At 70.7% G+C, this 26,714-nt stretch carries 19 protein-coding genes; 10 read left to right on the top strand and 9 right to left on the bottom strand.

Features of this window, described 5'->3' with window-relative positions:
• Positions 1–42 precede the first annotated feature (42 nt).
• A complete protein-coding gene (locus ACFYWS_RS32765; RefSeq protein ID WP_389282493.1) occupies positions 43–834 on the bottom strand; it encodes an ABC transporter permease in 792 nt (263 codons plus the stop codon).
• On the bottom strand, positions 831–1,751 hold the full coding sequence (locus ACFYWS_RS32760) for an ABC transporter ATP-binding protein (RefSeq protein ID WP_389282491.1): 921 nt from the start codon (positions 1,749–1,751) through the stop codon (positions 831–833). The genes ACFYWS_RS32765 and ACFYWS_RS32760 overlap by 4 nt, the downstream gene beginning before the upstream one ends.
• Positions 1,752–1,917: 166 nt before the next feature.
• Between ACFYWS_RS32760 and ACFYWS_RS32755 the strand changes: the two genes are divergently transcribed.
• The 3 genes from ACFYWS_RS32755 (at position 1,918) to ACFYWS_RS32745 (ending at position 7,997) form a co-directional block, all read left to right on the top strand.
• Complete coding sequence (locus ACFYWS_RS32755; protein ID WP_389282489.1) at positions 1,918–3,765, top strand: ABC transporter ATP-binding protein; 1,848 nt, start codon at positions 1,918–1,920, stop codon at positions 3,763–3,765.
• Positions 3,762–5,678, top strand: coding sequence for an ABC transporter ATP-binding protein (locus tag ACFYWS_RS32750; RefSeq protein ID WP_389282487.1), 1,917 nt, complete (start codon positions 3,762–3,764; stop codon positions 5,676–5,678). The genes ACFYWS_RS32755 and ACFYWS_RS32750 overlap by 4 nt, the downstream gene beginning before the upstream one ends.
• 363 nt (positions 5,679–6,041) lie before the next feature.
• Complete coding sequence (locus ACFYWS_RS32745) at positions 6,042–7,997, top strand: M4 family metallopeptidase (protein WP_389282486.1); 1,956 nt, start codon at positions 6,042–6,044, stop codon at positions 7,995–7,997.
• 73 nt (positions 7,998–8,070) lie between these two features.
• On the opposite strand, the gene glgP is transcribed toward ACFYWS_RS32745, so the two are convergent.
• From glgP to ACFYWS_RS32730, 3 genes are all read right to left on the bottom strand, one after another.
• Positions 8,071–10,689, bottom strand: coding sequence for an alpha-glucan family phosphorylase (glgP, locus tag ACFYWS_RS32740; protein WP_389282485.1), 2,619 nt, complete (start codon positions 10,687–10,689; stop codon positions 8,071–8,073).
• Positions 10,690–10,858: 169 nt separating this feature from the next.
• Entirely contained in the window at positions 10,859–11,329 is a 471-nt protein-coding gene (locus ACFYWS_RS32735; protein ID WP_389282483.1) for a hypothetical protein, read from the bottom strand.
• A 140-nt stretch (positions 11,330–11,469) separates the two neighbouring features.
• Positions 11,470–12,042 carry a 1,4-alpha-glucan branching protein gene (locus ACFYWS_RS32730; RefSeq protein ID WP_389282482.1) on the bottom strand — a complete coding sequence of 191 codons (573 nt, stop codon included), beginning with the start codon at positions 12,040–12,042 and terminating at the stop codon, positions 11,470–11,472.
• A gap of 178 nt (positions 12,043–12,220) precedes the next feature.
• Between ACFYWS_RS32730 and ACFYWS_RS32725 the strand changes: the two genes are divergently transcribed.
• From ACFYWS_RS32725 to glgB, 5 genes are all read left to right on the top strand, one after another.
• Positions 12,221–13,438 carry a S8 family peptidase gene (locus ACFYWS_RS32725; RefSeq protein ID WP_389282480.1) on the top strand — a complete coding sequence of 406 codons (1,218 nt, stop codon included), beginning with the start codon at positions 12,221–12,223 and terminating at the stop codon, positions 13,436–13,438.
• 219 nt (positions 13,439–13,657) lie between these two features.
• Positions 13,658–15,679, top strand: a complete 2,022-nt coding sequence (locus tag ACFYWS_RS32720) for a maltotransferase domain-containing protein (protein WP_389282479.1) — start codon at positions 13,658–13,660, stop codon at positions 15,677–15,679.
• Positions 15,680–15,726: 47 nt separating this feature from the next.
• The gene (treS, locus tag ACFYWS_RS32715) at positions 15,727–17,439 is read left to right on the top strand and encodes a maltose alpha-D-glucosyltransferase (RefSeq protein ID WP_389282478.1); all 1,713 of its coding nucleotides are present in this window, start codon (positions 15,727–15,729) and stop codon (positions 17,437–17,439) included.
• Between the two features lie 53 nt (positions 17,440–17,492).
• The gene (locus tag ACFYWS_RS32710) at positions 17,493–18,842 is read left to right on the top strand and encodes a maltokinase (RefSeq protein WP_389282476.1); all 1,350 of its coding nucleotides are present in this window, start codon (positions 17,493–17,495) and stop codon (positions 18,840–18,842) included.
• 51 nt (positions 18,843–18,893) lie between these two features.
• Positions 18,894–21,110 (top strand): 1,4-alpha-glucan branching enzyme, encoded by a 2,217-nt coding sequence (gene glgB, locus ACFYWS_RS32705; protein ID WP_389282474.1) that lies wholly within the window; start codon positions 18,894–18,896, stop codon positions 21,108–21,110.
• Between the two features lie 60 nt (positions 21,111–21,170).
• Here the strand turns inward: glgB and ACFYWS_RS32700 are convergent, their stop codons facing one another.
• The 4 genes from ACFYWS_RS32700 to ACFYWS_RS32685 all read right to left on the bottom strand — a co-directional run bounded on the left by ACFYWS_RS32700 (position 21,171) and on the right by ACFYWS_RS32685 (position 24,682).
• Positions 21,171–23,426, bottom strand: coding sequence for a HelD family protein (locus tag ACFYWS_RS32700; RefSeq protein WP_389282472.1), 2,256 nt, complete (start codon positions 23,424–23,426; stop codon positions 21,171–21,173).
• Positions 23,427–23,565: 139 nt separating this feature from the next.
• A complete protein-coding gene (gene trxA / locus ACFYWS_RS32695; protein WP_389282470.1) occupies positions 23,566–23,886 on the bottom strand; it encodes a thioredoxin in 321 nt (106 codons plus the stop codon).
• Positions 23,883–24,323, bottom strand: a complete 441-nt coding sequence (locus tag ACFYWS_RS32690; protein ID WP_389282468.1) for a MerR family transcriptional regulator — start codon at positions 24,321–24,323, stop codon at positions 23,883–23,885. The genes trxA and ACFYWS_RS32690 overlap by 4 nt, the downstream gene beginning before the upstream one ends.
• A 29-nt stretch (positions 24,324–24,352) precedes the next feature.
• The gene (locus ACFYWS_RS32685) at positions 24,353–24,682 is read right to left on the bottom strand and encodes a hypothetical protein (protein ID WP_389282467.1); all 330 of its coding nucleotides are present in this window, start codon (positions 24,680–24,682) and stop codon (positions 24,353–24,355) included.
• Between the two features lie 176 nt (positions 24,683–24,858).
• On the opposite strand from ACFYWS_RS32685, the gene ACFYWS_RS32680 reads away from it, so the two are divergent.
• Entirely contained in the window at positions 24,859–25,740 is an 882-nt protein-coding gene (locus ACFYWS_RS32680) for a GyrI-like domain-containing protein (RefSeq protein ID WP_389282465.1), read from the top strand.
• A 58-nt stretch (positions 25,741–25,798) separates the two neighbouring features.
• Positions 25,799–26,608, top strand: coding sequence for a maleylpyruvate isomerase family mycothiol-dependent enzyme (locus ACFYWS_RS32675; protein ID WP_389282464.1), 810 nt, complete (start codon positions 25,799–25,801; stop codon positions 26,606–26,608).
• Positions 26,609–26,714: the final 106 nt, after the last annotated feature.

The following is a 26,714-nucleotide window of genomic DNA, read 5'->3' as shown; positions in this document are numbered from 1 at the left end:
GCGCGACCACGCCCACCTCCAAGGTCGTTCCCGACGCAGCGGTCATTCCCAGCGGAACCAGCGCGCGGCCACGCCGGTCAGGCCCACGGCCCAGACGGCGAGCACCAGCAGGTGCGACCAGGCGGGCCAGTCGCCCGCCGCGGCCTGGTTGAGGGCCTGCGAGGCGGCGCCGAACGGCGTCAGCTCGACGATGCGGGCCAGGGTGTCCGGCATCGTCTGCACCGGCAGCCAGACGCCCGCGCAGAACATCGCGGGGAAGAAGACGATCGAGCCGATCGCGTTGGAGATCTTCGTCGTACGGGCCCGGGAGGCGATCAGTGCGCCGAGGGCGAGGGAGACGACGACGGACAGGACGAGCGCGAGGAGATAGCCGGCGGCCTGCCGCGGCAGCGCCACGTCGAAGACGGTCCGGCCGACGGCGAGACAGATCGCGACGGAGACGAGGACGGCCGCGCCGTGGATGCCCATCTGTGCGCCGAGGACGGCCGTCGGCCGCACCGGCGTGGTCGACATCCGGCGCAGGATGCCGCGCTCGCGGTACCCGGTGATGATCGGCGGCATCGACTGGATGCCGCCCGCGATCATGCCGAGCAGCACGGTGACGGGGACGTACGCGTCGACGAGCCGGATCCCGCCGAGCCCGGCGTCGGGCTCCCGGAAGGCCGGGATGGAGCCGAGGATCACGAGCAGGGCGACGGGGAACAGCAGGATCCCGACGAGGCTGCCGGCCTCGCGGCGGAAGAGCGTGAACTCGGCCTTGAGGACGGCCCGTTCGGCGGCTGCCCGGTCGGCCGGGGCGGTGGCGGTGGTGGTGGGCGCGGTGACGGTGCTCATGACTGGCCGGCTCCCGTGAGGTCGAGGAACGCGTCGTCCAACGTGGCGTCGGAGACCCGTAGTTGGTGGGCGGTGACGTGCTGCCGGGCGAGCAGCGTGAGGAGGGCGGTGACCGTGTCGTCGGTGCCGCTGAGGGTCACCCGGCCGTCCTTGTGGCCCACGGAAGTGACCGCGGGCAGCCCGGCCAGCGCGTGCTCGTCCAGCGGCTCGGACGGGGTGAACGAGATGACGGTCGACCCGGCGGCCCGGCTGATCAGGCCCGCCGGGGTGTCGAGGGCGGCGACCCGCCCGTGGTCGATCACGGCGATCCGGTCGCAGAGCCGCTGCGCCTCCTCCATGAAGTGCGTGACGAGGAGGACGGTGACGCCGCTGTCGCGCACCTCCTCGATGAGCTCCCAGGTGTCGCGGCGCGAGCGCGGGTCGAGCCCGGTGGTCAGCTCGTCGAGGACGACGACGCGGGGGTTGCCGACGAGGGCGAGCGCGATGAACAGGCGCTGCTTCTGGCCGCCACTGAGCTTCGCGAAGCGGGTGCCGAGCTTGTCGGTGAGCCGCAGCCGGTCGGCGAGCGGCCGCCAGTCGAGGGGCGTGGGATAGAAGGCGGAGTACAGCTCCAACGCCTCCTTCACGGTCAGCTTCGGCTGGATCTCGCTCTCCTGGAGCTGCGCGCCGAGGATCCCGGTGACCTGTGCGTGATCGTGTACGGGATCGAGCCCCGCGACCCGGATGTGCCCCTCGTCGGCCGCGCGCAGTCCCTCGACGCATTCGACGGTGGTGGTCTTGCCCGCGCCGTTCGGCCCGAGGATCCCGAAGATCTCGCCCTCGCCGACGGTGAAGGACACCCCGTCGACGACGGCCCGCCCGGCGTACGTCTTGCGCAGCCCGGCGACCTCGATGAGCGGTGCTGTGGTGGTGGTCATGGCACCAAGCGTCGCCGCGCGGGCCCCGCCGGGGCATCGGCCATCGCGCTCGAGCACGCATCAACCGATCGGTTGATGGACGGTACGACTCCGGGGCGCGGCCCCTGCGGTCGGGCGACCGAAACTCGGTGGGCGTTGTCAGTGGCGAACCGTAGGCTCGCCCCTGATGCCGACGACTACACGTGCCACCACAGAGACGACCGGTCAACTCTCCGTCGTGCGGACGCTGTTGCGGTTGTGGCCGTACGTGCGTCCGGTGCGGGCGCGGTGGGCGGGCGCGGCGTTCGTGGCGGTGCTCGCGTCGTGCATGGCGCTGGTGTTCCCGCTGGTCCTGAAGTGGATCGTGGACGGTCCCGTGACCGAGCGCGATCCGGGCGGGGTGTGGCTGGGAGCCGGGGTGCTGCTCGCGCTCGGCATCGCGGAGGCGCTCCTGTTCGGGCTGCGCAGATGGCTGGTGGCGCGGCCGCTCGCGGGGGTGGAGGCGGCACTGCGGGCCGACCTGTACCGGCATCTGCAGCGGCTGCCGGTCGCCTTCCACGACCGGTGGGCCTCGGGCCAGTTGCTGTCGCGCGGCACGACGGACCTGATGGTGCTGCGGATGTTCCTCGCCTTCCCGCTGACGTTCCTGATCGTCAACGGGGTGACGATCCTGGCCGGTCTCACCGTGCTCATCGTCCAGGACTGGGGGCTCGGCCTCGTCCTGCTCGCCCCCGCCGTCCCGCTGATCGCGTTCTGCTACAAGTTCGAGGACGGGTACGCGCAGGCGTCCCGCCGCGCGCAGGACCAGGTCGGCGATCTGACGACGGTCGTCGAGGAGTCCGTCCTCGGCATCCGCGTCATCAAGGGCTTCGGTCGGCACCGCAGCCAGGCCCGCGCCTTCCGGGACCTGGCGGGCACGGTGCGCGGCACCGAACTGCTCAAGGCGCGGCTGCTCGCCGGGATCCTCACGGTGATCACGCTGCTGCCCGAAGTGGCGCTCGGCGCCGCCCTGGTGATCGGCACGATCCAGGTCTCCGACGGCTCGTTGTCCGCGGGCACCCTCGTCGCGTTCCTGTCCACGGCGCTCGCGCTGCGCTGGCCCATCGAGTCCATCGGCTTCCTGCTCGCGATGAGCCAGGAGGCGGCGACGGCGACGCGCAGGTACTTCGAGGTGATGGACGCGGCTCCGGAGGCGAATCAAGCCCCGCCGTCGGACGAGAGCCAGCGGGGTCCGGGGCAGAGCCCCGACCCACACACAGGCGACGACGGGCTGCGGTTCGAGGGCGTCGCCTTCCGCTATCCCGACGCCGCCGAGGAATCCACCCCCACCCTCACCCGCGTCGACCTGCACATCCGCTCCGGCGAGACGATGGCGCTCGTCGGCTCGACCGGCAGCGGAAAGACCACGCTCACCGCGCTCGTGCCCCGGTTCTACGACGCGACGGAGGGCCGCATCACGCTCGACGGCCGCGACATCACCGCGATGCCGCGCGCCGAGCTGCGCGAGCTGGTGTCCGTGGCGTTCGAGGAGCCCACCCTGTTCTCCGCCTCCGTCGGCGACAACGTCCTGATGGGCGCCCCCGAGGACACGGGACCCGAGCAGCTGGAACAGGCGCTCGGCGTCGCACAGGCCGGGTTCGCGCACCGCCTTCCCGACGGCGTCGACACGGAGGTCGGTGAGCAGGGCCTGAGCCTGTCCGGCGGCCAGCGCCAGCGCCTCGCCCTGGCCCGCTCCGTCGTGGGCACGCCCCGCTTCCTGATCCTCGACGACCCGCTGTCCGCGCTCGACGTGCACACGGAGGCCGCGGTGGAGGCGGCGCTGCGCCGGGTGCTCGCCGGCAGCACGGCGCTTGTGGTCGCGCACCGGCCGTCCACGGTGCTGCTCGCCGACCGGGTGGCACTGCTGTCCGAGGGCCGCGTCACGGCGGTGGGCACCCACCACGAACTGCTGCGCACGAACGCCGAGTACAGACATCTGATGTCGGGCGAACACACCGGGGAGACGGACTCGGAGACGGAGACGGAGCGCGTATGACGACGACCGCGAAGCCGAACGCCAAGACAGGCGAGCAGGGCGCCGCCCAGCGCCCCGCGGACGCCCGGCTCCGCTCCCCCGGCGACCCCTTCGACCAGGACGACCTGCCGACGCCCCAGGGCGCGACGGGCAGCCTGCTGCGCTCGCTGCTCGCGCCCCACCGCCGCATGGTGGCCCTCACCGTCCTCGCGCTGCTGCTGCAACAGGCGGCCGTGCAGTCGGGACCGCTGATCGTCGCGTACGCCATCGACAGCGCGGTCCCGGCGTTCCGGGCGCACGACTACGGGCCGCTGGTCGTGGTCGGTGCGGGCTTCCTGCTGTGCGCGGTCGGCTCGGCGGCCTTCGTGTACGCGTACATCCGGCTGTCGGCCCGCGTCAGCCAGAACGTCCTGCTCGACCTGCGCGGCCGCATCTTCCGGCACGCTCAGGCGCTGAGCGTGGACTTCCACGACCGGTACACGTCGGGCCGGGTCATCTCGCGGGCCACCACGGACGTCGAGGCGCTGCGCGAACTGCTCAGCGAGGGCCTCCAGGAACTGGTCAACGTCATCGTGGGCTCGGTCTACATCACGGCGATGCTGCTCTGGCTCGACCTCGGCATCGGCTCGCTCGCTGCCCTGTCCTTCGTGCCGCTGTACGTCATGATCCGGCTGTACCGGCAGCGGGCGGCGCGGGCGTACGCGGAGCGCTCATCGGCGATCGCCGCGGTCATCGTGAAGTTCGTCGAGACCATGAACGGCATCCGTCCGGTACGCGCCTTCCGCCGCGAACGCGCGAACGACGAGCACTTCGCGAGGCTCAACCACCGGCACGAGCGGTCCAACGGCACGGCGATGCTGGAGATGGCGCGCTACGTCGTCGGCTCCCGGCTCCTCGCGAACACGGCGGTGGCGGGCATGGTGCTGTGGGGCGCGTACCGCGTCGCGGGCGGCACGCTCGAACTCGGCGTCCTGGCAGCCGCGGTGCTCTACATCCGGCGCCTGTACGACCCGATCGACCGCCTGGCGATGTTCCTCAACGCGTACGAAAGCGCGGCCGCGTCCCTGAAGAAGATCGCGGGTCTGCTGGTGCAGGTCCCCTCGGTACCGGAATCGGCCACGCCGCGCCCGCTGCCCGCGCGGTCGGGCGAGCACCCCGGCCGCGAGGTCGAGTTCCGGTCGGTCTCCTTCGGCTACCGCACGGGCGGCGAGGTCCTCCCCGTCTTCGACCTGACGCTGCCGGCCGGCCAGACGGTGGCGGTGGTCGGCTCCACCGGAGCGGGAAAGTCCACCCTGGCCAAGCTGCTCGCGCGCTTCTACGACCCCTCGCACGGCCGGGTCCTCCTCGACGGCGTCGACCTGCGCGATCTGTCCAACGCGGAGTTGCGCCGCGGGGTCGTCATGGTCACCCAGGAGGCCTTCCTCTTCTCCGGGACGGTCGCCGAGAACATCGCGATCGGCCGCCCCGACGCGTCCCGCGAGGAGATCGAACAGGCCGCGAAGGCCATCGGCGCCCACGACTTCATCGCGGCGCTCCCCGACGGCTACGACACGGATGTCCGCAAGCGGGGCGGCCGCATCTCCGCCGGCCAGCGCCAGTTGGTCGCCTTCGCCCGCGCCCTCCTCGCCGACCCGGCCGTCCTGATCCTCGACGAGGCGACCAGCTCCCTCGACATCCCCGGCGAGCGGGCGGTGCAGCGGGCCATGCAAACGGTGCTGCGCGGCCGCACGGCCGTCGTCATCGCCCACCGCCTGTCGACGGTGGAGATCGCGGACCGGGTGCTGGTCATGGCGTCGGGCAAGGTGACCGAGGACGGCCCACCGGCCGAACTCATCGCTGACTCCGGCGAGTTCGCAGACCTCCACCACGCATGGCACGAATCCCAATCCCCCACCTCAAGCCCCACCGACATCTCAAGCCCCGCCGCCGATTGAGGCACGGGGCCCGGGCATCTCAAGCCCCTGCGGCGATTGAGCAGCGGGGCCCGGGGCAGAGCCCCGCGACCGCAACCACGTCTCCGGCAACCGAACGACGCACACCGCACAACGAACGATTTCCGGCCAACCTGTTGACGGGCCCCTGACACACCCACCCGCCCAATGCCACGCTTCCGAACCGCACCACTCCGTACTGCGCTCTGCCCGGACGGCCACCCGCCGCCCGTTCCCACTGGCCGCACACCCAACTCGCGGCCGTGCAGAAGGAGTTCAGCGTTGAGGAAGAACCCGACCTCCCACAGACCCGGCTCACCCAGACGCCGGGCCACGGCAATCGCCGCCGGCACCGTCGCCGCCCTCATGGCGGTCACCCTCCAGACCCTCCCCGCCACCGCGGACGCGACCCGCGCCGACCCCGGCTCCCTCCCCGCCAAGCTCTCCCCCGCCAAGCGCGCCGACCTGCTGCGCGAGGCGAACGCCGGCAAGGCCGACACCGCGAAGGACCTCGGTCTCGGCAAGCAGGAGAAGCTCGTCGTCCGCGACGTCCTCCAGGACAAGGACGGCACCACCCACACCCGCTACGAACGCACCTACGGCGGGCTCCCGGTACTCGGCGGCGACCTGATCGTCGAGGCCACGAAGTCCGGAACCACTCAAGACGTCACCAAGGCGGCCAAGGCCGAACTGAAGAACGTCGACACCACCCCCGCCGTGAAACCGGCCACCGCCGAGACCCAGGCCCTGAAGCTCGCGAAGGCCGACGGCTCGAAGAAGACCGAGGCCGACAAGGCGCCCCGCAAGGTCGTCTGGCTCGGCCAGGGCGCCACCAAGGGGCAGCCCACCCTCGCGTACGAGACCGTGATCGGCGGCCTGCAACACGACGGCACCCCGAACCAGCTGCACGTCATCACCGACGCGAGCACCGGCAAGAAGCTCCACGAGTGGCAGGCGATCGAGACCGGCACGGGCAACACCCAGTACAGCGGCACCGTCACCCTCGGCACCGCGCAGTCCGGCTCCTCGTACACGCTGAACGACACCACCCGCGGCAGCCACAAGACGTACAACCTGAACCGCGGCACGTCAGGCACGGGCACCCTCTACTCCGGCGCCGACGACACATGGGGCAACGGCTCCGCCTCCAACACCGAGACGGCCGCCGCGGACGCCCACTACGGCGCCGCCCTGACCTGGGACTACTACAAGAACGTGCAGGGCAGGTCCGGTATCCGCGGTGACGGCGTCGGCGCGTACAGCCGGGTCCACTACGGCAACGCGTACGTCAACGCGTTCTGGGACGACAGCTGCTTCTGCATGACGTACGGCGACGGCACAGGCAACACCCGCCCGCTCACCTCGATCGACGTGGCCGCGCACGAGATGACGCACGGCATCACGTCGAACACCGCGGGCCTCAACTACAGCGGCGAATCGGGCGGGCTGAACGAGGCGACCTCCGACATCTTCGGCTCCACCGTGGAGTTCTACGCCAACAACTCCACCGACGTCGGCGACTACCTCATCGGCGAGAAGATCAACATCAATGGCGACGGAACGCCGCTGCGCTACATGGACAAGCCGAGCAAGGACGGCGCGTCCAAGGACGCCTGGTACGCGGGCATCGGCGGAGTCGACGTGCACTACTCCTCGGGCCCGGCGAACCACTTCTTCTACCTGCTCAGCGAGGGCAGCGGGACGAAGACGATCAACGGCGTGACCTACGACTCGCCGACCTCCGACGGCCTTCCGGTCACCGGCATCGGCCGCGACAAGGCGGCGCTGATCTGGTTCAAGGCGCTGTCCACGAAGTTCACGTCGACGACGAACTACGCGGGCGCCCGCACCGGCACCCTCGCGGCCGCCGGTGAGCTGTACGGGACGACGTCCGCCGAGTACAAGGCGGTGCAGGACGCGTGGGCCGGCGTCAACGTGGGCGCCCGCTCCGGCGGCGGCGACCCGGGGACCGGCAAGACGTTCACCAACGACGCGAACGTGACGGTCCCCGACTACCCGGGGGCCGCCGTCACCTCCTCCGTCACGGTCTCCGGCGTGAGCGGCGCGGCGCCCTCCACCCTGAAGGTCGGCGTCGACATCGTGCACACGTGGAGCGGTGACCTCCAGGTCGACCTGGTCGGCCCGAGCGGCCGCACATACCGGCTGCACAGTTCGACGTACGACCCGACGCCCAACATCCAGACCACGTACACGGTCAACGCGTCCGCCGAGACCGCGAACGGCACCTGGAAGCTGAAGGTCCAGGACCTCGGCCGACAGGACACGGGCTACATCAACAGCTTCAAACTGACGTTCCCGTAAGCCCCTTTAAGCCCCGCCGGCGATTGAGGCGCGGGGTCCGGGGCAGAGCCCCGGGCCTCGCCCCCGGACGACGTCACCGCAACAACACCCCCGCCCCCTCCAAAGTCGCCTCCGTCGGCAACGCCACCAACCCCGTCTCCGCCACCGACGCGAGCAGCGGATGCGCGGGCAGCACACGGACGGTGTAGCCGTAGGGACCACTGCGGTCGAGGGCGAGCGGCCCCTCGTACGCCCAGCGGCCCTCCGCGTCCGGACCGCCGACCGGCTTCAGCGGCACCGTCGCCGGTTCGGTGATCCGGTCCTCGGTGTCGACACGCCCCGCCACGGCCTGCACCTCGACGTCGTCGGGCCCCAACTCGCCCAGCGCGACCCGGACATGGAGCCCGAGCGTGCCGCCCAGCTCCGCGCCGCCCGCCGAGGCCGCCACGTGCTCGACGGTGACGCGCGGCCAGCCGGCACGGACCCGCGCCTTCCACGCCGCGAGATCCCGCGCCGCGTCCGGGGTGAGGGCGCGCGCGGAACCGGCGGCGGGGGCGTACAGCTCGTCCACGTACGCGCGGACCATGCGCCCCGCGAGAAGCTTCGGGCCGAGGTGGGTCAGGGTCTGGCGGACCATCTCGATCCAGCGGTCGGGCAGCCCTTCGGGGCCTCGTTCGTAGAAGCGGGGCGTCACCCGGCGTTCCAGGAGGTCGTACAGGGCGGCCGCCTCCAGGTCGTCGCGCCGCTGCTCGTCGGTGGCCGTTCCGTCGGCCGTCGGGATGGCCCAGCCGTAGTCGGGCTCGAACCACTCGTCCCACCAGCCGTCCAGGACGGACAGGTTGAGGCACCCGTTGAGGGCCGCCTTCATGCCGGAGGTGCCGCACGCCTCCAAGGGCCTGAGCGGATTGTTCAGCCAGACATCGCAGCCGGGATAGAGCTTCTGCGCCATCGCCATCCCGTAGTCGGGCAGGAAGACGATGCGGTGCCGCACCCGCGGGTCGTCGGTGAACCGCACCAGCTCCTGCACGAGCCGCTTGCCGCCGTCGTCCGCCGGGTGCGCCTTGCCCGCGACCACGATCTGCACCGGACGTTCCTCGTCGAGCAGGAGCCGCATCAGCCGGTCCCGATCGCGCAGCATCAGCGTGAGCCGCTTGTACGAGGGCACGCGCCGGGCGAAGCCGATGGTGAGCACATTCGGGTCCAGCACGCCGTCGATCCAGCCGAGTTCGGCCGCGCCCGCGCCGCGCTGCCGCCAGGACGCGGCGAGCCGCTCGCGCACCTCGTCGACGAGCTGCCGGCGCAGTTCGCCGCGCAGCTCCCAGATGTCCCGGTCGGGGATCTCGCCGACGGCGTCCCAGCGGTCCGAGCCGCCGACCGACAGGGCGTCCTCGGTACGCCGCTCGCCGATCTGCCGGGCGCCGAGCCGGTACACCTCGGGGGCGACCCACGTAGGGGCGTGCACGCCGTTGGTGATGGAGGCGATCGGCACCTCCTCGACGTCGAATCCCGGCCACAGTCCGGCGAACATGTCCCGGCTGACGGAGCCGTGCAGCGTGGAGACGCCGTTGGCGCGCTGCGCGAGCCGCAGCCCCATCACCGCCATGTTGAAGACGTTCGGGTCGCCGCCCGCGTACGTCTCCATGCCGAGGCCGAGGATCCGCTGCACGTCGAGGCCCGGCAGCTCGGCCGCGGCGCCGAAGTGGCGGGCGACGAGCTCCCGGTCGAAGCGGTCGATCCCGGCCGGGACCGGGGTGTGTGTCGTGAAGACGGCGCCCGCCCGCACCGCTTCGAGCGCGGCGTCGAAGTCCGTTCCACGCTCGGCGAGTTCGGCGATCCGCTCGACGCCGAGGAAGCCCGCGTGCCCCTCGTTGGTGTGGAAGACCTCGGGTTCGGGATGCCCGGTGAGCCGGCAGTAGGCCCGTACGGCGCGCACCCCGCCGATCCCGAGCAGCATCTCCTGCAACAGCCGGTGCTCGCTGCCGCCGCCGTAGAGCCGGTCGGTCACCTCCTGTTCGTGGGCGTCGTTCTCCTCGACGTCCGAGTCGAGAAGGAGCAGCGGCACCCGCCCCACCTGCGCCTGCCACACCCGCGCGAGCAGCCGCCGCCCGCCGGGCAGGGCGAGCGCGATGTGGACCGGGCTGCCGTCGGGCTCCCGCAGCAGGGCCAGCGGCAGCTCGTTCGGGTCGGTGACCGGGTACGTCTCCTGCTGCCAGCCGTCCCGCGAGAGCGACTGCCGGAAGTAGCCGTGCCGGTACAGCAGCCCTACGCCGATCAGGGGTGCCCCGAGGTCGCTCGCGGCCTTGAGGTGGTCACCGGCGAGGATCCCGAGGCCGCCCGAGTACTGCGGCAGCGCGGCCGTGATGCCGAACTCGGGCGAGAAGTACGCGATGCCCGCCGGGAGCCCCGACTGCCGCGCCCGCTCCTGGTACCAGCGGTCGTCGTGCAGATAGCCGCGCAGATCGTCGGCGACCTCGCTCAGCCTCGCGAGGAAGTCCTCGTCGCCCGCGAGCCGGGCGAGCCGCTCGGGCGGCACGCCGCCGAGCAGTCGCAGCGGGTCACCGCCGGATGCGGCCCAGCGTCCGGGGTCCACCGCGGCGAACAGATCACGGGTCCCGGCATGCCACGACCAGCGCAGATTGCGCGCCAGGTCGTGCAGCGGGGCGAGGGGTCCCGGCAGGACCGGGCGGACGGTGAATCGACGGATGGCCTTCACGTGCTCACCTCTGGGGTCGCGCGTCGGATGCCTGAGTCGTCCCCCGACGGTAGCCGCCCGGCCGCGCCGCGGGCCACGGCGCGTGGCAGGGCGCCGGAACGCGTACGGCGGTCCGGGCACGCGCCGCGCGCGCCGGGACCGCCGTACGAGATGCCCCTGGGGGCGGGTGTCAGGCGATTGCCGCCCCGGTGCCGCGCGCTCCGCCGATGTAGTCGGTGAGCTCCGCGTCGTCGTACACCTCGATGTCGAGGGGGGTGCCCTTCGGCAGGTCGAAGTCCTTCACGACGGAGTCCACGGGGGCCTCACTGCCGGACGCCGAGTAGGTGCCCAGGTTGTGCTCGACACCGCCCTGCGTGGAGGAGACGTGCACGTAGAACGTGTCGCCGTCGTTCATGGTGTCCAGGACCCGCAGCTGCTGTTCGGCCGGGTCGAACTCCACCTGGCCGAGGTACGAACCGGCCTGGGTCAGCGCCACCCTGACGCCGGTGCCGGAGCCGGTCTCCTGGTAGGTGACGGAGGCTTCGGGGGTGGGATCCGCGGCGGCGGCCGGTACCGCGGCCGCGCCGAGCAGCGCGCCCACCGCGAGGGCCGCCCCTGTGAAGACGCGTGCCAGTCGTCGCGGGCGTCGGGTCACTGTCATGCGTGTTGTCCCCCAGATCAAAAAACCACATCCAAACCATTCGGACGTCGGTGCGGGAAGTCGTCGCCACAGGTCATCGGCGACCTTCCCACGATGTCAGATTTGATGATCACCCAGAGGCACGCAACGCCCAGAGGTCCTCAGCCGGCCCGAACCACTACGAAAACCCCACGTACTCGCCGCTCGTCCTCCGCGCCCCACTCGGCGGACACCTCCCCGGCCGCGCCGTCCGGCGCCTTCGCCCCCGCCTCCAGTACGCGCACGATCTCGGGCCGCACGTCGTCGGCGGTGACGCGGGCGTGCACGGTCGGGTCGAGCGCCCCGTCGATGCTCTGCGCGTGCGCGCGCGTCTCGCCCTTCAGCAGGGCGGTCAATTCCCTTACGACGAGCGGGTCCTTGGCCCCGTCGTACACCCATCGCCTGCCGAGCACACCGTGCTCGATGGTGCCGATGAGTGCGTCGTCCGCGGCGCCCTCCAGCGGGGCTCCCCGGTAGGCCATCGGCACGTGGTACGTCACCGGGCGCGGGCCCGAGGTGTCCGTCGCGGCCATGAACTCGATGCCGACCTCCCCGGCCGGATCGTCGAGTCGGAACCCGCCTGCCTTGGTCAGCTCCGGGGCCCCGGAGCCCTGGTACCAGGGCTGTTTCGGCAGCCAGTCGGCGAGGAGTTCGAGTTTGGTGGGCTTGAGTGTGGTGCGGTGAATGATCGACACGGCCTCATCATCGGATGCCGCCGCGCGGAAGTCCGGAAAACGCCGCAACTCGACCGCACAACCCCCACGACCGATATGGCCGATTCCGCCACCTCGTACCTCCTTGTGGTGCTTCACACCACACGAGAGGCTGCCAACTGGCGTGAGAGCGCGCCGAGTTGAGGAGGGGAACTCATCCATGGCAGGGACCGTGCGAGTGACGCGAAAGCGACGGACGCGCTGGGCCGGTGGGCTCACCGCGGTCGCCACGGTCGCGGTGCTTTCGGCCATGACGCTGCCCGCGGACGCCGCCCCCGTACAGGGACGGATATCCGGCGCCGGGGATCCCGGCTCCATAGCGGGCAGCTACATAGTGACATTGAAGGGGGACACGAAGGCCCCGTCCGCCGCGGGCAAGGATCTCGCGGAGAAGTACGGGGCGAAAATACGCCACACCTACAGCCAGGCGCTCAACGGCTACGCGGTGACGGTCGGCGAGGGGCAGGCCAAGCGGCTCGCGGCCGACGGCGACGTCGCGTCGGTCGTCCAGGACTCCCAGGTCACCACGGGCCACACGCAGAAGAACCCGCCCTCGTGGGGCCTGGACCGCATCGACCAGAACGATCCGCCGCTCGACAACTCGTACACCTGGCCCGAGTCCGCGGGCGCGGGCGTGCACGTCTACGTCATCGACACCGGCATCCGCGCCACCCACCGCGACTTCGGCGGGCGGGCCACGAGCGGCTGGGACTTCGTCGACAACGACTCGACCGCGCAGGACGGCAACGGACACGGCACCCATGTCGCCGGGACCGTCGCGGGCGAACAGTACGGCGTCGCCAAACAGGCCGACGTGGTCGGCGTGCGCGTGCTCGACGACGCGGGGTCCGGCACGACGGCGCAGGTGCTCGCGGGCATCGACTGGGTGACCAAGCACGCCCAGCGCCCTGCCGTGGCGAACCTGAGCCTCGGCGGCTACGCGAACGCCCAACTCGACGCCGCCGTACGGAACTCCATCGCCTCCGGTGTCACCTACACGGTGGCGGCGGGCAACGACAACATGCCCGCGGAGCTGTACTCGCCGGCCCGCGTCCAGGAAGCGATCACCGTCGGCGCGAGCGACAAGAAGGACGCGCGTGCGAGCTTCTCCAATTGGGGTACTCGACTCGACCTGTTCGCACCCGGCGTGGACATCACGTCCGCCTCGTACAAGAGCGACTCGGGGAAGGCCACCTTCTCCGGCACGTCCATGGCGTCGCCGCACGTCGCGGGCGCGGCCGCGCTGTACCTCGCCGACCACGCGACGGCCTCGCCCGCCGAGGTGAGCAAGGCACTGGCCGAGCGCGCCGCGACGGGCAAGGTGACGGGCGCGGGCCTCGGCTCGCCGAACAAGCTGCTTCAGGTCAACAACCCGTAGAGGAAGGGAGGGTGAGCCCATGGTCCGGTCCCGTCGATTTCGGCGGGGCCGGTCTTATGTGTTCCCTTACGCGCCAGTAGTGACGAGTAGTTGGTACGACACGGATTGCCCGCCGATGGAGCGTGGAAGGCTCCACCGGTACGCCGCACGGCTTCACCGCACGGCCCCCTCCCCGAATCTCGTTTCCGCACCCCCGATTTCCCGCGGACAGGAGCGGTCATGCCCGCAAAGCGCTCTACTCCCCCGGCACCACGCGCCACGATGGGCCGCATCCCCATACGCGACGTCCACCCCGTCGTCGAGCACGGCCGGCTCCCCGCCAAGGCCGTCGTCGGCGAGACGTTCCAGGTCACGGCCACCGTGTTCCGCGAGGGGCACGACGCCGTCGCCGCGAACGTCGTGCTGCACGGCCCCGACGGCGAGCCGGGCCCCTGGACACCGATGCGCGAGCTGGCCCCCGGCACCGACCGCTGGGGCGCCGAGGTCACCCCGGACGCGACGGGCCGCTGGACGTACCGGGTCGAGGCATGGGGCGACCCCGTGTCGACGTGGCGGCACGCGGCGAAGATCAAGATTCCGGCGGGCATCGACACCGAACTCGTCCTGGAGGAAGGCGCGTTGCTGCACGAACGCGCCGCGAAGGGCGCCCCCGCACCCCTTCGCGAAACCATCGCGCGGGCCGCCGCCGCGCTCCGTGACACCACGCGTCCGGCCCCCTCCCGGCTCGCCGCGGCGCTCGCCCCCGACATCCTGCGGGCCCTCGCCCGCCATCCGCTGCGCGAACTGGTCACGCGCAGCCGGAAGTTGCCCCTTCTGGTGGAGCGGGAGCGGGCTCTTTTCGGGTCCTGGTACGAGTTCTTCCCGCGCTCCGAGGGCGCGGTGGTCAAGCCCGGTGAGCCTGCGGTGAGCGGTACTTTCCGTACGGCGGCGCGGCGGCTCGCGGCGATCGCCGCGATGGGCTTCGACGTGGTGTATCTGCCGCCGGTCCATCCCATCGGCACGACGTTTCGCAAGGGTCCTGACAACTCGCTGTCGCCGGGCCCGGACGACGTGGGGGTGCCCTGGGCGATCGGCTCGCCCGAGGGCGGCCACGACGCGATCCACCCGGAGCTGGGCACGTTCGAGGACTTCGACCATTTCGTGGGCCGTGCGCGGGAGTTGGGCATGGAGGTGGCCCTGGATTTCGCGTTGCAGTGTTCGCCGGACCATCCGTGGGTGCAGAAGTACCCGGAGTGGTTCCAGCACCGGCCGGACGGCTCCATCGCGTACGCGGAGAACCCGCCGAAGAAGTACCAGGACATCTTTCCGCTCGCTTTCGACAAGGACATGCCGGGTCTGGTCGCGGAGACGACGCGGGTCCTGCGGCTGTGGATGGACCACGGGGTGCGGATCTTCCGGGTGGACAATCCGCACACCAAGCCGGTCGTCTTCTGGGAGAAGGTGATCGCGGACATCAACGGCAGCGACCCGGACGTGATCTTCCTGGCGGAGGCGTTCACCCGCCCCGCGATGATGCACACCCTGGCCGCAATCGGCTTCCAGCAGTCGTACACGTACTTCACCTGGCGCACCACGAAGCAGGAACTGACCGAGTACGCCCGGGAGTTGAGCGGGGAGGCGGCCTGCTACATGCGGCCGAACTTCTTCGTGAACACCCCCGACATCCTGCACGCGTTCTTGCAGGACGGCGGCCGTCCCGCCTTCGAACTGCGCGCCGTCCTGGCCGCGACCCTCTCGCCGACCTGGGGTGTCTACAGCGGGTACGAACTGTGCGAGAACACCCCGCTGCGCGCGGGAAGCGAGGAGTATCTCCACTCCGAGAAGTACCAACTGCGCCCCCGTGACTGGGAGTCGGCGAAGCGGGAGGGTCGCACGATCGCCCCGCTGATCACCGCGCTCAACGCGATCCGGCGCCGCAACCCGGCCCTGCGCACGCTGCGCGACGTGCACTTCCACCACGCCGATCAGGACGCGGTGCTGGTGTACTCGAAGAGCGTCCGGACCGCACAGGGCTCGAACACGGTCCTGGTCGTCGTGAACCTCGACCCGCACCACACCCAGGAGGCGACGGTGTCGTTGGACATGCCGCACCTGGGGCTCGACTGGCACGCCTCCGTGCCGGTGCTCGACGAACTCACCGGCGAGACGTACCACTGGGGCAGGACGAACTATGTGCGCCTAGAGCCGGGCCGCACGCCCGCGCACATCCTCGTCCTCCCGCCGCCGGCCACGCCGCGATGAACTCTCAGGAGCTGACGGGACATGGGATTCGGAGGGTCAACCACACCATGATGATGAATGAGCCCGTCCCGGACACCTTCGAGGACACCCCTGCGAAGGACCGGGACCCGGATTGGTTCAAGCGCGCGGTCTTCTACGAGGTCCTGGTCCGCTCCTTCCAGGACAGCAACGGCGACGGCGTCGGAGACCTCAAGGGCATCACGGCGAAGCTGGACTACCTCCAGTGGCTGGGGGTGGACTGCCTCTGGCTTCCGCCGTTCTTCAAGTCACCGCTCAGGGACGGCGGTTACGACGTCTCGGACTACACGTCGGTACTCCCCGAGTTCGGCGATCTGGCGGACTTCGTCGAGTTCGTGGATTCCGCGCACCACCGCGGCATGCGCGTGATCATCGACTTCGTCATGAACCACACGAGCGACCAGCACGAGTGGTTCCAGCAGTCGCGCTCCGACCCCGATGGCCCCTACGGGGACTACTACGTCTGGGCCGACGACGACAAGCGCTACGCGGACGCCCGCATCATCTTCGTGGACACCGAGGCCTCGAACTGGACCTTCGACCCGGTCCGCAAGCAGTACTACTGGCACCGCTTCTTCTCCCACCAGCCGGACCTCAACTACGAGAACCCGGCCGTCCAGGAGGAGATCCTCGCCGCCCTGCGCTTCTGGCTCGACCTCGGCATCGACGGCTTCCGCCTCGACGCCGTGCCCTACCTGTACGCCGAGGAGGGCACCAACTGCGAGAACCTTCCGGCCTCGCACGAGATGCTCAAGCGCGTCCGCAAGGAGATCGACGCCCAGTACCCGGACGTCGTGCTGCTCGCCGAGGCCAACCAGTGGCCCGAGGACGTCGTCGACTACTTCGGCGACTTCGCCTCGGGCGGCGACGAGTGCCACATGGCGTTCCACTTCCCGGTGATGCCACGCATCTTCATGGCCGTGCGCCGCGAGTCCCGCTACCCGGTCTCGGAAATCCTCGCCAAGACCCCCGCGATCCCGTCCCGCTGCCAGTGGGGCATCTTCCTGCGCAACCACGACGAGCTGACCCTCGAAATGGTCACCGACGAAGAGCGCGACTACATGTACGCGGAGTACGCGAAGGACCCGCGGATGCGCGCCAACATCGGCATCAGGCGACGTCTCGCGCCCTTGTTGGACAACGACCGCAACCAGATCGAGCTGTTCACGGCTCTGCTCCTGTCACTGCCCGGCTCGCCGATCCTCTACTACGGCGACGAGATCGGGATGGGCGACAACATCTGGCTCGGCGACCGGGACGCGGTCCGCACCCCGATGCAGTGGACGCCCGACCGCAACGCCGGCTTCTCCTCCTGCGACCCCGGCCGCCTCTACCTGCCCACGATCATGGACCCGGTCTACGGCTACCAGGTCACCAACGTGGAGGCGTCGATGTCCTCCCCGTCGTCCCTGCTGCACTGGACCCGCCGGATGATCGAGATCCGCAAGCAGAACCCGGCCTTCGGCCTCGGCTCCTACACCGAACTGCCCTCCTCCAACCCCGCGGTACTCGCCTTCCTGCGCGAGGCCCCCGCGACCGAGGACGCGGGAGACGACCTGGTCCTGTGCGTGCACAACTTCTCCCGCTTCGCCCAGCCCACCGAACTCGACCTCCAGGCCTTCAACGGCCGCCACCCCGTCGAACTGATCGGCGGAGTGCGCTTCCCCGCCATCGGCGAACTCCCGTACCTGCTGACACTGGCGGGACACGGCTTCTACTGGTTCCGCCTCCGCAAGGACTGACGACGACATACCTGGGCACTCTCCACGCATATCCGGGAAAGGAACACGACGCCATGTCGGAAGCCGCAACCCGGCCCGCCGCCCCGACGGCCGGAGAATCCGCGTTACTCATGTCGCTCGATCCGTTGCTGCGCGAATGGCTGCCGCGCCAGCGCTGGTTCGCGGGAAAGGGCCGCCCGGTCACCGGCTTCACCCTCGACTCCGTCACCGAACTGCTGCCGGACGCCGCCCTGTTGCACCTCCTCGTCCGCGTCCACCAGCCACCGGCCGACGAGGAGGGGCCCGGTGACCGCTACCAGCTGCTCATCGGCACCGCCGAGGCCGCCGCCCCGCACCTCGCCCCCGCGGTGATCGGCCACATCACGCAGGGCCCACTGGCCGGACGCACCGCGTACGAGGCGCTCCAGGACCCCCGGCACTCCGCGGTCCTCCTCGAACGGCTCCGAATACCCGGCGCGCTCGGCGCCCTCCGCTTCCACCGAGGCCCGCACGGTGAGGTGCCGCGCGACCTCGCGCCCCGCCCGCTGACGGCGGAGCAGTCCAACTCCTCGGTCGTGTACGGCGACACGCTCATCGCCAAGGTGTTCCGCCGGGTCGCCCCCGGCCGCAACCCCGACCTCGAACTCCCGCTGGCCCTGGCCCGCGAGGGCTGCGACCGGGTGCCCGCGCCCGTCGCCTGGTTCGAGACCTCCGACGGCGAGGCGACCCTCGGTGTACTCCAGCCCTTCCTCAGGGGCGCGGCCGACGGCTGGGACCTCGCCCGGCAACACCTCGCCAAACAGGAGGACTTCGCGGCCTCGGCACACGATCTGGGCCGCGCCACCGCCGAGGTGCACGGCGCGCTCGCCCGCGCGCTGCCCACCGTCACGTACACCCGCGCGCACATCGACCAACTGGCGGCGGCGATGACCCACCGCCTCGAATCGACGGCCCAGCAGGTCCCGGCGCTGCTCCCCTACGTCCCCGGCCTGCGCACCGCCTTCGACTCGCTCGCGGCCCTCGGCGCCGAAGGCCGCACCTGGCAGGCCCAGCGGGTCCACGGCGACCTGCACCTGGGCCAGTGCCTGCGCGAGCCGTCCGGCACCTGGAAGCTGATCGACTTCGAGGGTGAACCGTCCCGCCCGCTCGCGGAACGCCGCCTGCCGCACCCCGTCCACCGCGACATCGCCGGCATGCTCCGCTCCTTCGACTACGCCTCCCCGCACGGCGACTGGTCGCTCTCCTGCCGCGCCGCGTACTGCACCGGCTACGCGGAGGTCGCAGGCACCGACCCCCGCACGTCCCCGGTCCTCCTCCGCGCCTACGAAACGGACAAGGCCGTCTACGAGGCCCTGTACGAGGCCCGCCACAGGCCGGACTGGCTCCATGTCCCCCTGACAGCACTGAAGCGACTGTCCTCTTAGGCGCACACGAACCCCGGCACCCACACACGAAGGCGCCCAAGGAGGCCCACCGTGACCCGCCGCCCCACCACACCCCCGCCCCCGGCCCCCGTCCCCCCGGACGCCCGCACCCGACTCCTCGCCGCGACCCACCACGCCCCCCACGAAGTGCTCGGCGCCCACCCCACCCACGGCGGAATCGCCTTCCGCGCCTGGCGCCCCTACGCCCGACACGTGACCGTCACCACCCCGGAGGGCCTGCACGCCGAACTCCACGACGACGGCGACGGCTTCTTCTCCGCGCTGCTCCAACTCCGCGAGGTCCCACCCGCGTACGAACTGGAGATCACGTACGCCGAATCGACCCAGCGGATCGCGGACGCCTACGCCCTGCTGCCCTCCCTCGGCGACCTCGACCTGCACCTGATCAACGAGGGCCGCCACGAACAGCTCTGGACGGCGCTCGGCGCACACCCCATGCAGCACCAGGGCATCCAGGGCACCCGCTTCACGGTGTGGGCGCCCAACGCCCGGGGCGTCCGCGTCGTCGGCACCTTCAACTACTGGGACGGCGCGGCCCACAGCATGCGTTCGCTCGGCTCATCGGGCATCTGGGAGCTCTTCGTCCCCGACATCGGCGAGGGCGAACTCTACAAATTCGAGATCACCCGCCCCGACGGCAGCAAGACGATGCGCGCCGACCCGCTGGCCACCCGCACCGAGGCGCCCCCGGCCAACTCCTCGATGGTGCACGCCTCCCACCACACGTGGGGCGACGAGGCCTGGCTGGAGCAGCGCGGCGAGCGTCCCGTCCACGCGTCCCCGTTCTCGGTGTACGAGGTGCACCTCGCGTCCTGGCGCCCCGGCCTCACCTACCGCCAACTCGCCGACCAACTCCCCGCCTACGTATCGGACTTGGGTTTCACGCACGTCGAGCTGCTGCCGGTGGCCGAGCACCCCTTCGGCGGCTCATGGGGCTACCAGGTCACCGGCTTCTACGCACCGACGGCCCGCCTGGGCAGCCCCGACGACTTCAAGCACCTGATCGACGCCCTGCACCAAGCGGGCATCGGCGTCCTCATGGACTGGGTCCCCGCCCACTTCCCGCGCGACGACTGGGCGCTGGCCGAGTTCGACGGCCGCCCCCTGTACGAGCACGAGGACCCGCAGCGCGCCGCGCACCCCGACTGGGGCACCCTCGAATTCGACTACGGCCGCAAAGAGGTCCGCAACTTCCTGGTCGCCAACGCCCTCTACTGGTGCCAGGAGTTCCACATCGACGGCCTGCGCGTCGACGCGGTCGCCTCGATGCTCTACCTCGACTACTCACGCGAGGAAGGCCAGTGGAGCCCGAACCGGTTCGGCGGCCGCGAGAACCTCGACGCCGTCGCCTTCCTCCAGGAGATGAACGCCACCCTCTACCGCCGCGTCCCCGGCGTGATCACCATCGCCGAGGAATCGACGGCCTGGGACGGCGTCACCCGCGCCACCCACCACATCGGCCCCGGCGGCTTCGGAGGACTCGGCTTCGGCCTGAAGTGGAACATGGGCTGGATGCACGACTCGCTGGACTACATGAGCCACGAGCCGGTGCACCGCAAGTTCCACCACAACGACATGACGTTCTCGATGGTGTACGCCTACAGCGAGAACTACGTGCTGCCCATCTCGCACGACGAAGTCGTGCACGGCAAACGCTCACTGGTCTCGAAGATGCCGGGCGACTGGTGGCAGCAACGCGCCAACCACCGCGCCTACCTGGGCTTCATGTGGGCCCACCCCGGCAAACAACTCCTCTTCATGGGCCAGGAGTTCGCACAGGGCGCCGAGTGGTCCGAGGCGCACGGCCCCGACTGGTGGCTGCTCGACCCCGCGTACAGCGCCGAGCCCGACCACCGGGGCGTGCGCGAGCTCGTACGGGACCTGAACGCGCGGTACCGCGCCGCGCCCGCCCTGTGGGAGCGCGACACCGACCCGGTCGGCTTCTCCTGGGTCACCGGCGACGCGGCGGAGGACAACGTCTTCGCCTTCCTCCGCCACGCGTCCGACGGCACCCCGCTCCTGTCGATCTCGAACTTCTCCCCGGTCGTCCGCCACGAGTACCGCCTGGGCGTACCGGACGACACACCGGCGTGGCACGAGATCCTGAACACGGACGCCGCGCGCTACGGCGGCACCGACATCACGAACCGCGACCCGATCAAACCGGACGACCAACCCACACACGGCCGCCCGGCAACCATCAACCTGACGCTGCCACCGCTGGCGACGGTGTGGCTACGGCCGTAACGCCCATCTACGGCCCCGCCGGCGTTTGAGGCGCGGGGTCCGGGGCAGAGCCCCGCGACGTCAAGGACGCGCCCCCGCGAGCCCCGCCTCCAGCGCCCGCGGCAGCGAATCCGCGTGCACAACCCCCAGATCCTGCGTGGCACGCGTAAGCGCCACATACAGATCACTCACCCCGAACTCCCCCGGCTCGACCACGATCACCCGGTCGAACTCCAACCCCTTCGCCTGCCGCGGATCAAGCAGCACCAGATGCCGCGTGAGGTCGGGCTCACCCCCGGCCTCCACCCCCGGCAACCGCGCGGCCAGCGCCCCGCACAGGCGCCGCGGCGCGATCACCGCAAGCCGCCCCTCCTCCGGAACCCGCTCGACCGCCGCCTTGGCGGCAGCCTCCACCACATCGTCCGCACGCAGCACCCACGGCCGCTCCCCGGTCGACCGCACGGAGGACGGCGCCTCGTACCCCGGGCGGGAGTCCCGCAACACCGCCGCCGCGACATCCATGATCTCGGACGGCGTCCGGTAGTTGACGCCGAGCCGCGTGTGCTCGAAGCGGTCCTCGACGTACGGCGCGAGGATGTCCGCCCACGCACCGACACTGCCCTCCTCGGAGGTCTGCGCGGGGTCCCCGACCAGCGTCATCGACCGCGTCGGCGACCTGCGCATCAGCAGCCGCCACGCCATCGGGCTCAGCTCCTGCGCCTCGTCGACGATGATGTGCCCGAACGCCCAGGTCCGGTCCGCGGCGGCCCGCTCCGCGGCGCTGCGGTGGTCCTCCTCCTCGTACCAGCCGGCGACCCGGTCCGCGTCCACGATGTCGTGCGCGGCGAGCACCTCCGACTCGTCCTCGTCCTCGAACTCGTACGTCTCCGATCCCCTGGAGAGGTCGAGCACGCCCTGCGCGTACGCGATCCGCTCCTGCCGCGCCGCCTCCGCCGCGGCCCGCTCGGCACTGTCGTCGTACCCGAGCAGCTCGGCGGCCTCGTCGAGCAGCGGCACGTCCCCGACCGTCCACTCGCCCTCGCCGGGCCGGGTGCTGCGGATCGCGTCCGCATCCTCGTCCGGTACGTGGGTGGGCTCCGCCAGATAGTCGGCGACGAGGCCCTGCGGGGTCAGCTCGGGCCACAGCTCCTCGATGGCCGCGTGCACATCGGCGCTGGTCGCGACGGCCTTGCCGAGCTGGGCGATGTCGTCGGGCCCGAGGAAGTTCGGGCCGCCGTAGGGGTCGGCGCCGATCCGCTCCGTGAGCTGTTCGATGAGCGAGTCGATCACCCGGAAGGCGAAGTGCGGGCGGGCGAGGTTGTGCGGCAGCTTCGTGTCCCGGGCAGCCTGCCGGGCCTCGTAGGCGATCTCCCAGTCGAGGATCAGGTCGCCGTCGTCGTGCGGGATCACCATCGCGGCGCCGGGCTCGGGCAGCCGCTGCCGGTCCTCGATGGCCAGCGCGAGGCTCTCGGCCATCGCCGCCGAGCCCTTCACGGTGGCCGCGCGCGCCGTGTCCTTGCGCGTGGCGTGCACGCCGGGGAACAGCTCGCCGACCGTGGAAAGCAGCACCCCGGTCTCGCCGAGCCCGGGCAGCACCTCACCGATGTACTTCAGGAACGCCGGGTTCGGGCCGACGATCAGCACCGCCCGCTTGGCGAGCAGCTCCCGCTGCTCGTACAGCAGGAACGCGGCACGGTGCAGCGCGACCGCCGTCTTGCCGGTGCCCGGCCCGCCCTCGACGACGAGGACGCCCGGGTGCGGGTGGCGGATGATGCGGTCCTGCTCGGCCTGGATCGTCTGCACGATGTCGCCCATGCGGCCGGTGCGCGCCGAGTTCAGGGCGGCGAGCAGCACGGTGTCGCCGGTCGGCGCCTCGTACCCGGTGCGCTCCGAGTCGTCGAGGTCGAGGATCTCGTCGTGCAGCTCGGTGACCGTGCGCCCGTCGAACGTGAGGTGACGGCGCCGGCGCAGCCCCATCGGCGTATGACCGGTCGCGAGATAGAAAGGCCGAGCCACGGGGGCCCGCCAGTCGATCAGCATCGGCGTGCGCTCGGAGTCGTCGGCGCGAATTCCGATACGGCCGATGTGGTACGCCACACCAAGTTCTTGATCATCATCGCTCTTGAGGTCAATTCGACCGAAGCAGAGCGAACCCTCCACCGCATTCAACGCGGCGAGCAGCCCCGACCGCTCGACGACCAACAGGTCCCGTTCGAGGAGGGCCTGTTGGCCGGTCCCCACCGGGGTGACCGCCTCCCGCACGGAGTCCGCGGCGACGCCACGCAGCTCATCGACGCGCCTGTAGAGCGCGTCGATGTATTCCTGCTCTTTCTGCAATTCCAGGCTGTCCCGGCTTGACAAAACAACTCCCTGCCCGGTACCTTGGTGTTTATCGGCCCCCATTGAGGGGCCTTTTCTGTGGGCACACAGAAACACCGAATATACCCCGGGCGGGGCCGAATTCCAATTACGGGAGTTACGGAAGCTCGGTCAGCTCCTCCAGCAGCTTCCGCTTGGACCGTGCCCCTACGCGCGACCACACCGGCTCGCCGTCCTTGAAGACCATGAGCGTGGGCGTCCCGAGCACCCCGTACTTCACGGCCGCGTCAGGACTGACATCGACGTCAAGGGCCACCACGTCCAGCCGCTCCCGCTCCTCCTGTGCGATCGACTCGAGCACGGGCCCCAGCTGCCGGCACGGCCCGCACCACCGCGCGGTGAACTCCACGAGCACCGGCCGCCCCGCCCGCAACACCTGCTCCTCGAAGTCCGCGTCGGTCACTCCACGCAACGTCATTCCGTCTCCCCTGCTTCGGCTGCTTCGGCTGCTTCGGCCAGTTCGCAGCGCGGCTCCGTCTCCTGCGACGCGGCCAGCGCCTCCATGGCCCGCTCGGCGCGCACCAACTGCGCGCCGACCGTCTCACGTACGGCGGTCAACTCACCGATCAGCGCATCGAGTTCGGCGACCTTGCTCCGGTACACGGCCACCGACGCCGGGCACGAGTCGCCCTCCGGATGACCGGCCCGCAGGCACTCCACGAACGGCCGGGTCTCCTCCAGCTCGAACCCGAAGTCCTGCAGCGTACGGATCTGCCGCAGGGCCCTCAGGTCTTCCTCGCCGTACGTCCGGTAGCCATTGCCGCCGCGCCGCGCGGGCAGCAGCCCGCGCGACTCGTAATACCTGAGCGCCCGCGTCGTCGTACCGGCGCGGGCGGCGAGCTCTCCGATGCGCATGTCGAAGACGTTAGACCTTGCCGCTGACGTCAAGGCCAGTCGACGAGTGCGAGGTACAGCACGAACGTCGCCACGACGGCGAACGGCGCCGCCACCGAGAACCCCCGCCTGCGAGCCACGAACCGTTCCTCCCACGGCAGCAGCCAGGCCGTCGCGAGCGTGAGGAGCGCGACGGTCATCCCCCAGCCGAAGACGGTGAAGGCCCACTCCGCGCTCACCTCGAAGCGCACGGCCGCCGCGATCACGTACGCGACAAGCGCGGCGGGCAGCGTGACCACGCTGGACATCAACGGGGCGACCCACGTACGGGGACGCGGCGCGGGCGGTGCGACGGAGTCGTCCACGAGTTCGGAGATCATGTCTCCATCCAAGGCGTACGCCCGTTCCCCTACCTGAGTGCGCGTACTCAGCTCACGTACTCAGCTCACACGGCATCCCTGGCCGACTTGATCGGGCACAGGATGTCGGGTCGGCCGGTGCGCACCGCACCTAACGTTCAAGACGTCAACAGCAGGAACCGGAAGGAGAGTCCAGGTTGCTGGACCGACTCAACCAGGTCATGGACCACATCGAGCAGCGTCTCGACGAGCCCCTGGACATCGCGGAGTTGGCGCGCATCGCCACCACGTCCGAGTACCACCTGCGCCGGATGTTCTCGGCGCTCGCGGGCATGCCGCTGTCGGAGTACGTCCGGCGGCGCCGGCTCACGGTGGCGGGCGCGGAGGTCCTCGCCGGCGAGGAGTCGCTCCTGACCATCGCCGTGCGCTACGGGTACGGCTCGGGCGAGGCCTTCGCCCGGGCGTTCCGTACCCTGCACGGTGTCGGCCCCGGCGAGGCCCGCCGGACGAAACCGGCACTGGTCTCCCAGCCCCGCCTCTCCTTCCGGCTCACCGTCGAAGGGAACAGCAGCATGCGCTATCGCGTAGTGGACCGCCCCGACTTCAGCGTCGTCGGACCGAAGGCCAGGGTCCCCCTGGTGTACCTGGGCCCGAACCAGGCGATCATCGACTTCGTCCGGTCCGTCCCGCCCGAGACCGTCTCGGCCCTGGAACAGCTCTCGAAGGACTCCGGTGAGGACCCCGAGGGCATCGTCGCGGTCTGCGACGACCTGGACCCCGGCCGCGCCGAGGGCAGCGAACTCGACTACTACCACGGGGTGGTGGCCGGCCCTGACGCCCCCGCCCCCGCGGGCACCACCACACTCGCCGTACCCGCCGGCACCTGGGCGGTCTTCACGACATCGGGCCCGGCCCCGGAGGCCATCCAGGCCCTCTGGGCGACGGTGTACGCGGAGTGGTTCCCCGCCAACCCGTACCGCACCCGCCCCGGCCCGGAGATCCTGCGGACCCGAATGTCACCGGACGCCAGGACGGCGGACGCGGAACTGTGGCTGCCGGTGGAGCGGGAGCCCTCCTGACCTGACCGGCCCCATAAATCCCCGGCCAATTGTCAGTGCCTGCCGCTACGTTGCGTCCATGAGCCATGACGCAGGCACAACCCTGTCCTTCGACCGGTATCTCGACTGCCTGGCCGCCGACTTCGAGCGGCTCGGCGCCTCCGCCACACCGGCCCCGAAGGCACAGGTCCCGAGCTGCCCCGACTGGACCGTCACCGACCTCGTGCACCATGTCGGGCAGGTCTACGCCCACAAGACGCAGGCCATACTGGCGGCCGCTCCGGGCACCGAACCGGAGTGGCCGCCGAAGGGCACGTCCGACGAGGAACCGTTCGCCCTCCTGGACCGCGCCTACGCCGAACTGCGAACGGCCATCGCGGCACGCTCGCCGGAGGACCCGTCGGGCACCTGGTACGCCCCGGACCAGACCGTCGGCTTCTGGATCCGCCGCATGGCACAGGAGACGGTCATCCACCGCATCGACGCCGAACTCGCGGCGGGCGGACCGGTCTCCCCCGTCCCGGACGACCTCGCCATCGACGGCATCGACGAACTCCTGAAGGTGTTCACGGCTTACGCGGTCACCGAGTGGTCCGACTATTTCCGGGAGCCGCTGTCCGCGTCACCGGGCCGGACGTACGAGGTACGCGCGGAGGCGGAGAAGACCACGACGTGGCACATCCGCACAGGACCCGATCCCGCCTTCACCGTTCTCAAGGCCGGAACAGCCACAGACCTCGCGGACGCCATCCTGGCCGGCACGCCTGAGGCACTGCTCCGCGATCTGTGGAACCGCGGGAGCGCTGACAAGACCTCACAGGTGCGGGTCACGGGAGCTCCGGAAGCAGTCGAAGAATTGCGAGCCTGCCTCCGAATTTCCACGCAGTAGAAAGCACCTGAAACGCAGAAAAGCCCGGACCGTATCCCGGTCCGGGCTTTTCTATAAAATTAGTTCGGCGGCGTCCTACTCTCCCACAGGGTCCCCCCTGCAGTAC

Origin of the sequence: Streptomyces sp. NPDC002795 (genome assembly GCF_042888725.1) — a bacterium.
Lineage (GTDB): Bacteria > Actinomycetota > Actinomycetes > Streptomycetales > Streptomycetaceae > Streptomyces.
Note: the sequence above shows the minus strand (reverse complement) of the source record. Positions and strands in the feature narration are given on the sequence as shown.

Coding starts and splice junctions, on each gene's coding strand:
- ACFYWS_RS32765 (WP_389282493.1), bottom strand. CDS start 834: ATGAGCACCGTCACCGCGCCCACCACCACCGCCACCGCCCCGGCCGAC.
- ACFYWS_RS32760 (WP_389282491.1), bottom strand. CDS start 1,751: ATGACCACCACCACAGCACCGCTCATCGAGGTCGCCGGGCTGCGCAAG.
- ACFYWS_RS32755 (WP_389282489.1), top strand. CDS start 1,918: ATGCCGACGACTACACGTGCCACCACAGAGACGACCGGTCAACTCTCC.
- ACFYWS_RS32750 (WP_389282487.1), top strand. CDS start 3,762: ATGACGACGACCGCGAAGCCGAACGCCAAGACAGGCGAGCAGGGCGCC.
- ACFYWS_RS32745 (WP_389282486.1), top strand. CDS start 6,042: ATGGCGGTCACCCTCCAGACCCTCCCCGCCACCGCGGACGCGACCCGC.
- ACFYWS_RS32735 (WP_389282483.1), bottom strand. CDS start 11,329: ATGACAGTGACCCGACGCCCGCGACGACTGGCACGCGTCTTCACAGGG.
- ACFYWS_RS32725 (WP_389282480.1), top strand. CDS start 12,221: ATGGCAGGGACCGTGCGAGTGACGCGAAAGCGACGGACGCGCTGGGCC.
- ACFYWS_RS32720 (WP_389282479.1), top strand. CDS start 13,658: ATGCCCGCAAAGCGCTCTACTCCCCCGGCACCACGCGCCACGATGGGC.
- treS (WP_389282478.1), top strand. CDS start 15,727: ATGATGATGAATGAGCCCGTCCCGGACACCTTCGAGGACACCCCTGCG.
- ACFYWS_RS32710 (WP_389282476.1), top strand. CDS start 17,493: ATGTCGGAAGCCGCAACCCGGCCCGCCGCCCCGACGGCCGGAGAATCC.
- trxA (WP_389282470.1), bottom strand. CDS start 23,886: ATGACGTTGCGTGGAGTGACCGACGCGGACTTCGAGGAGCAGGTGTTG.
- ACFYWS_RS32690 (WP_389282468.1), bottom strand. CDS start 24,323: ATGCGCATCGGAGAGCTCGCCGCCCGCGCCGGTACGACGACGCGGGCG.
- ACFYWS_RS32685 (WP_389282467.1), bottom strand. CDS start 24,682: ATGATCTCCGAACTCGTGGACGACTCCGTCGCACCGCCCGCGCCGCGT.
- ACFYWS_RS32675 (WP_389282464.1), top strand. CDS start 25,799: ATGAGCCATGACGCAGGCACAACCCTGTCCTTCGACCGGTATCTCGAC.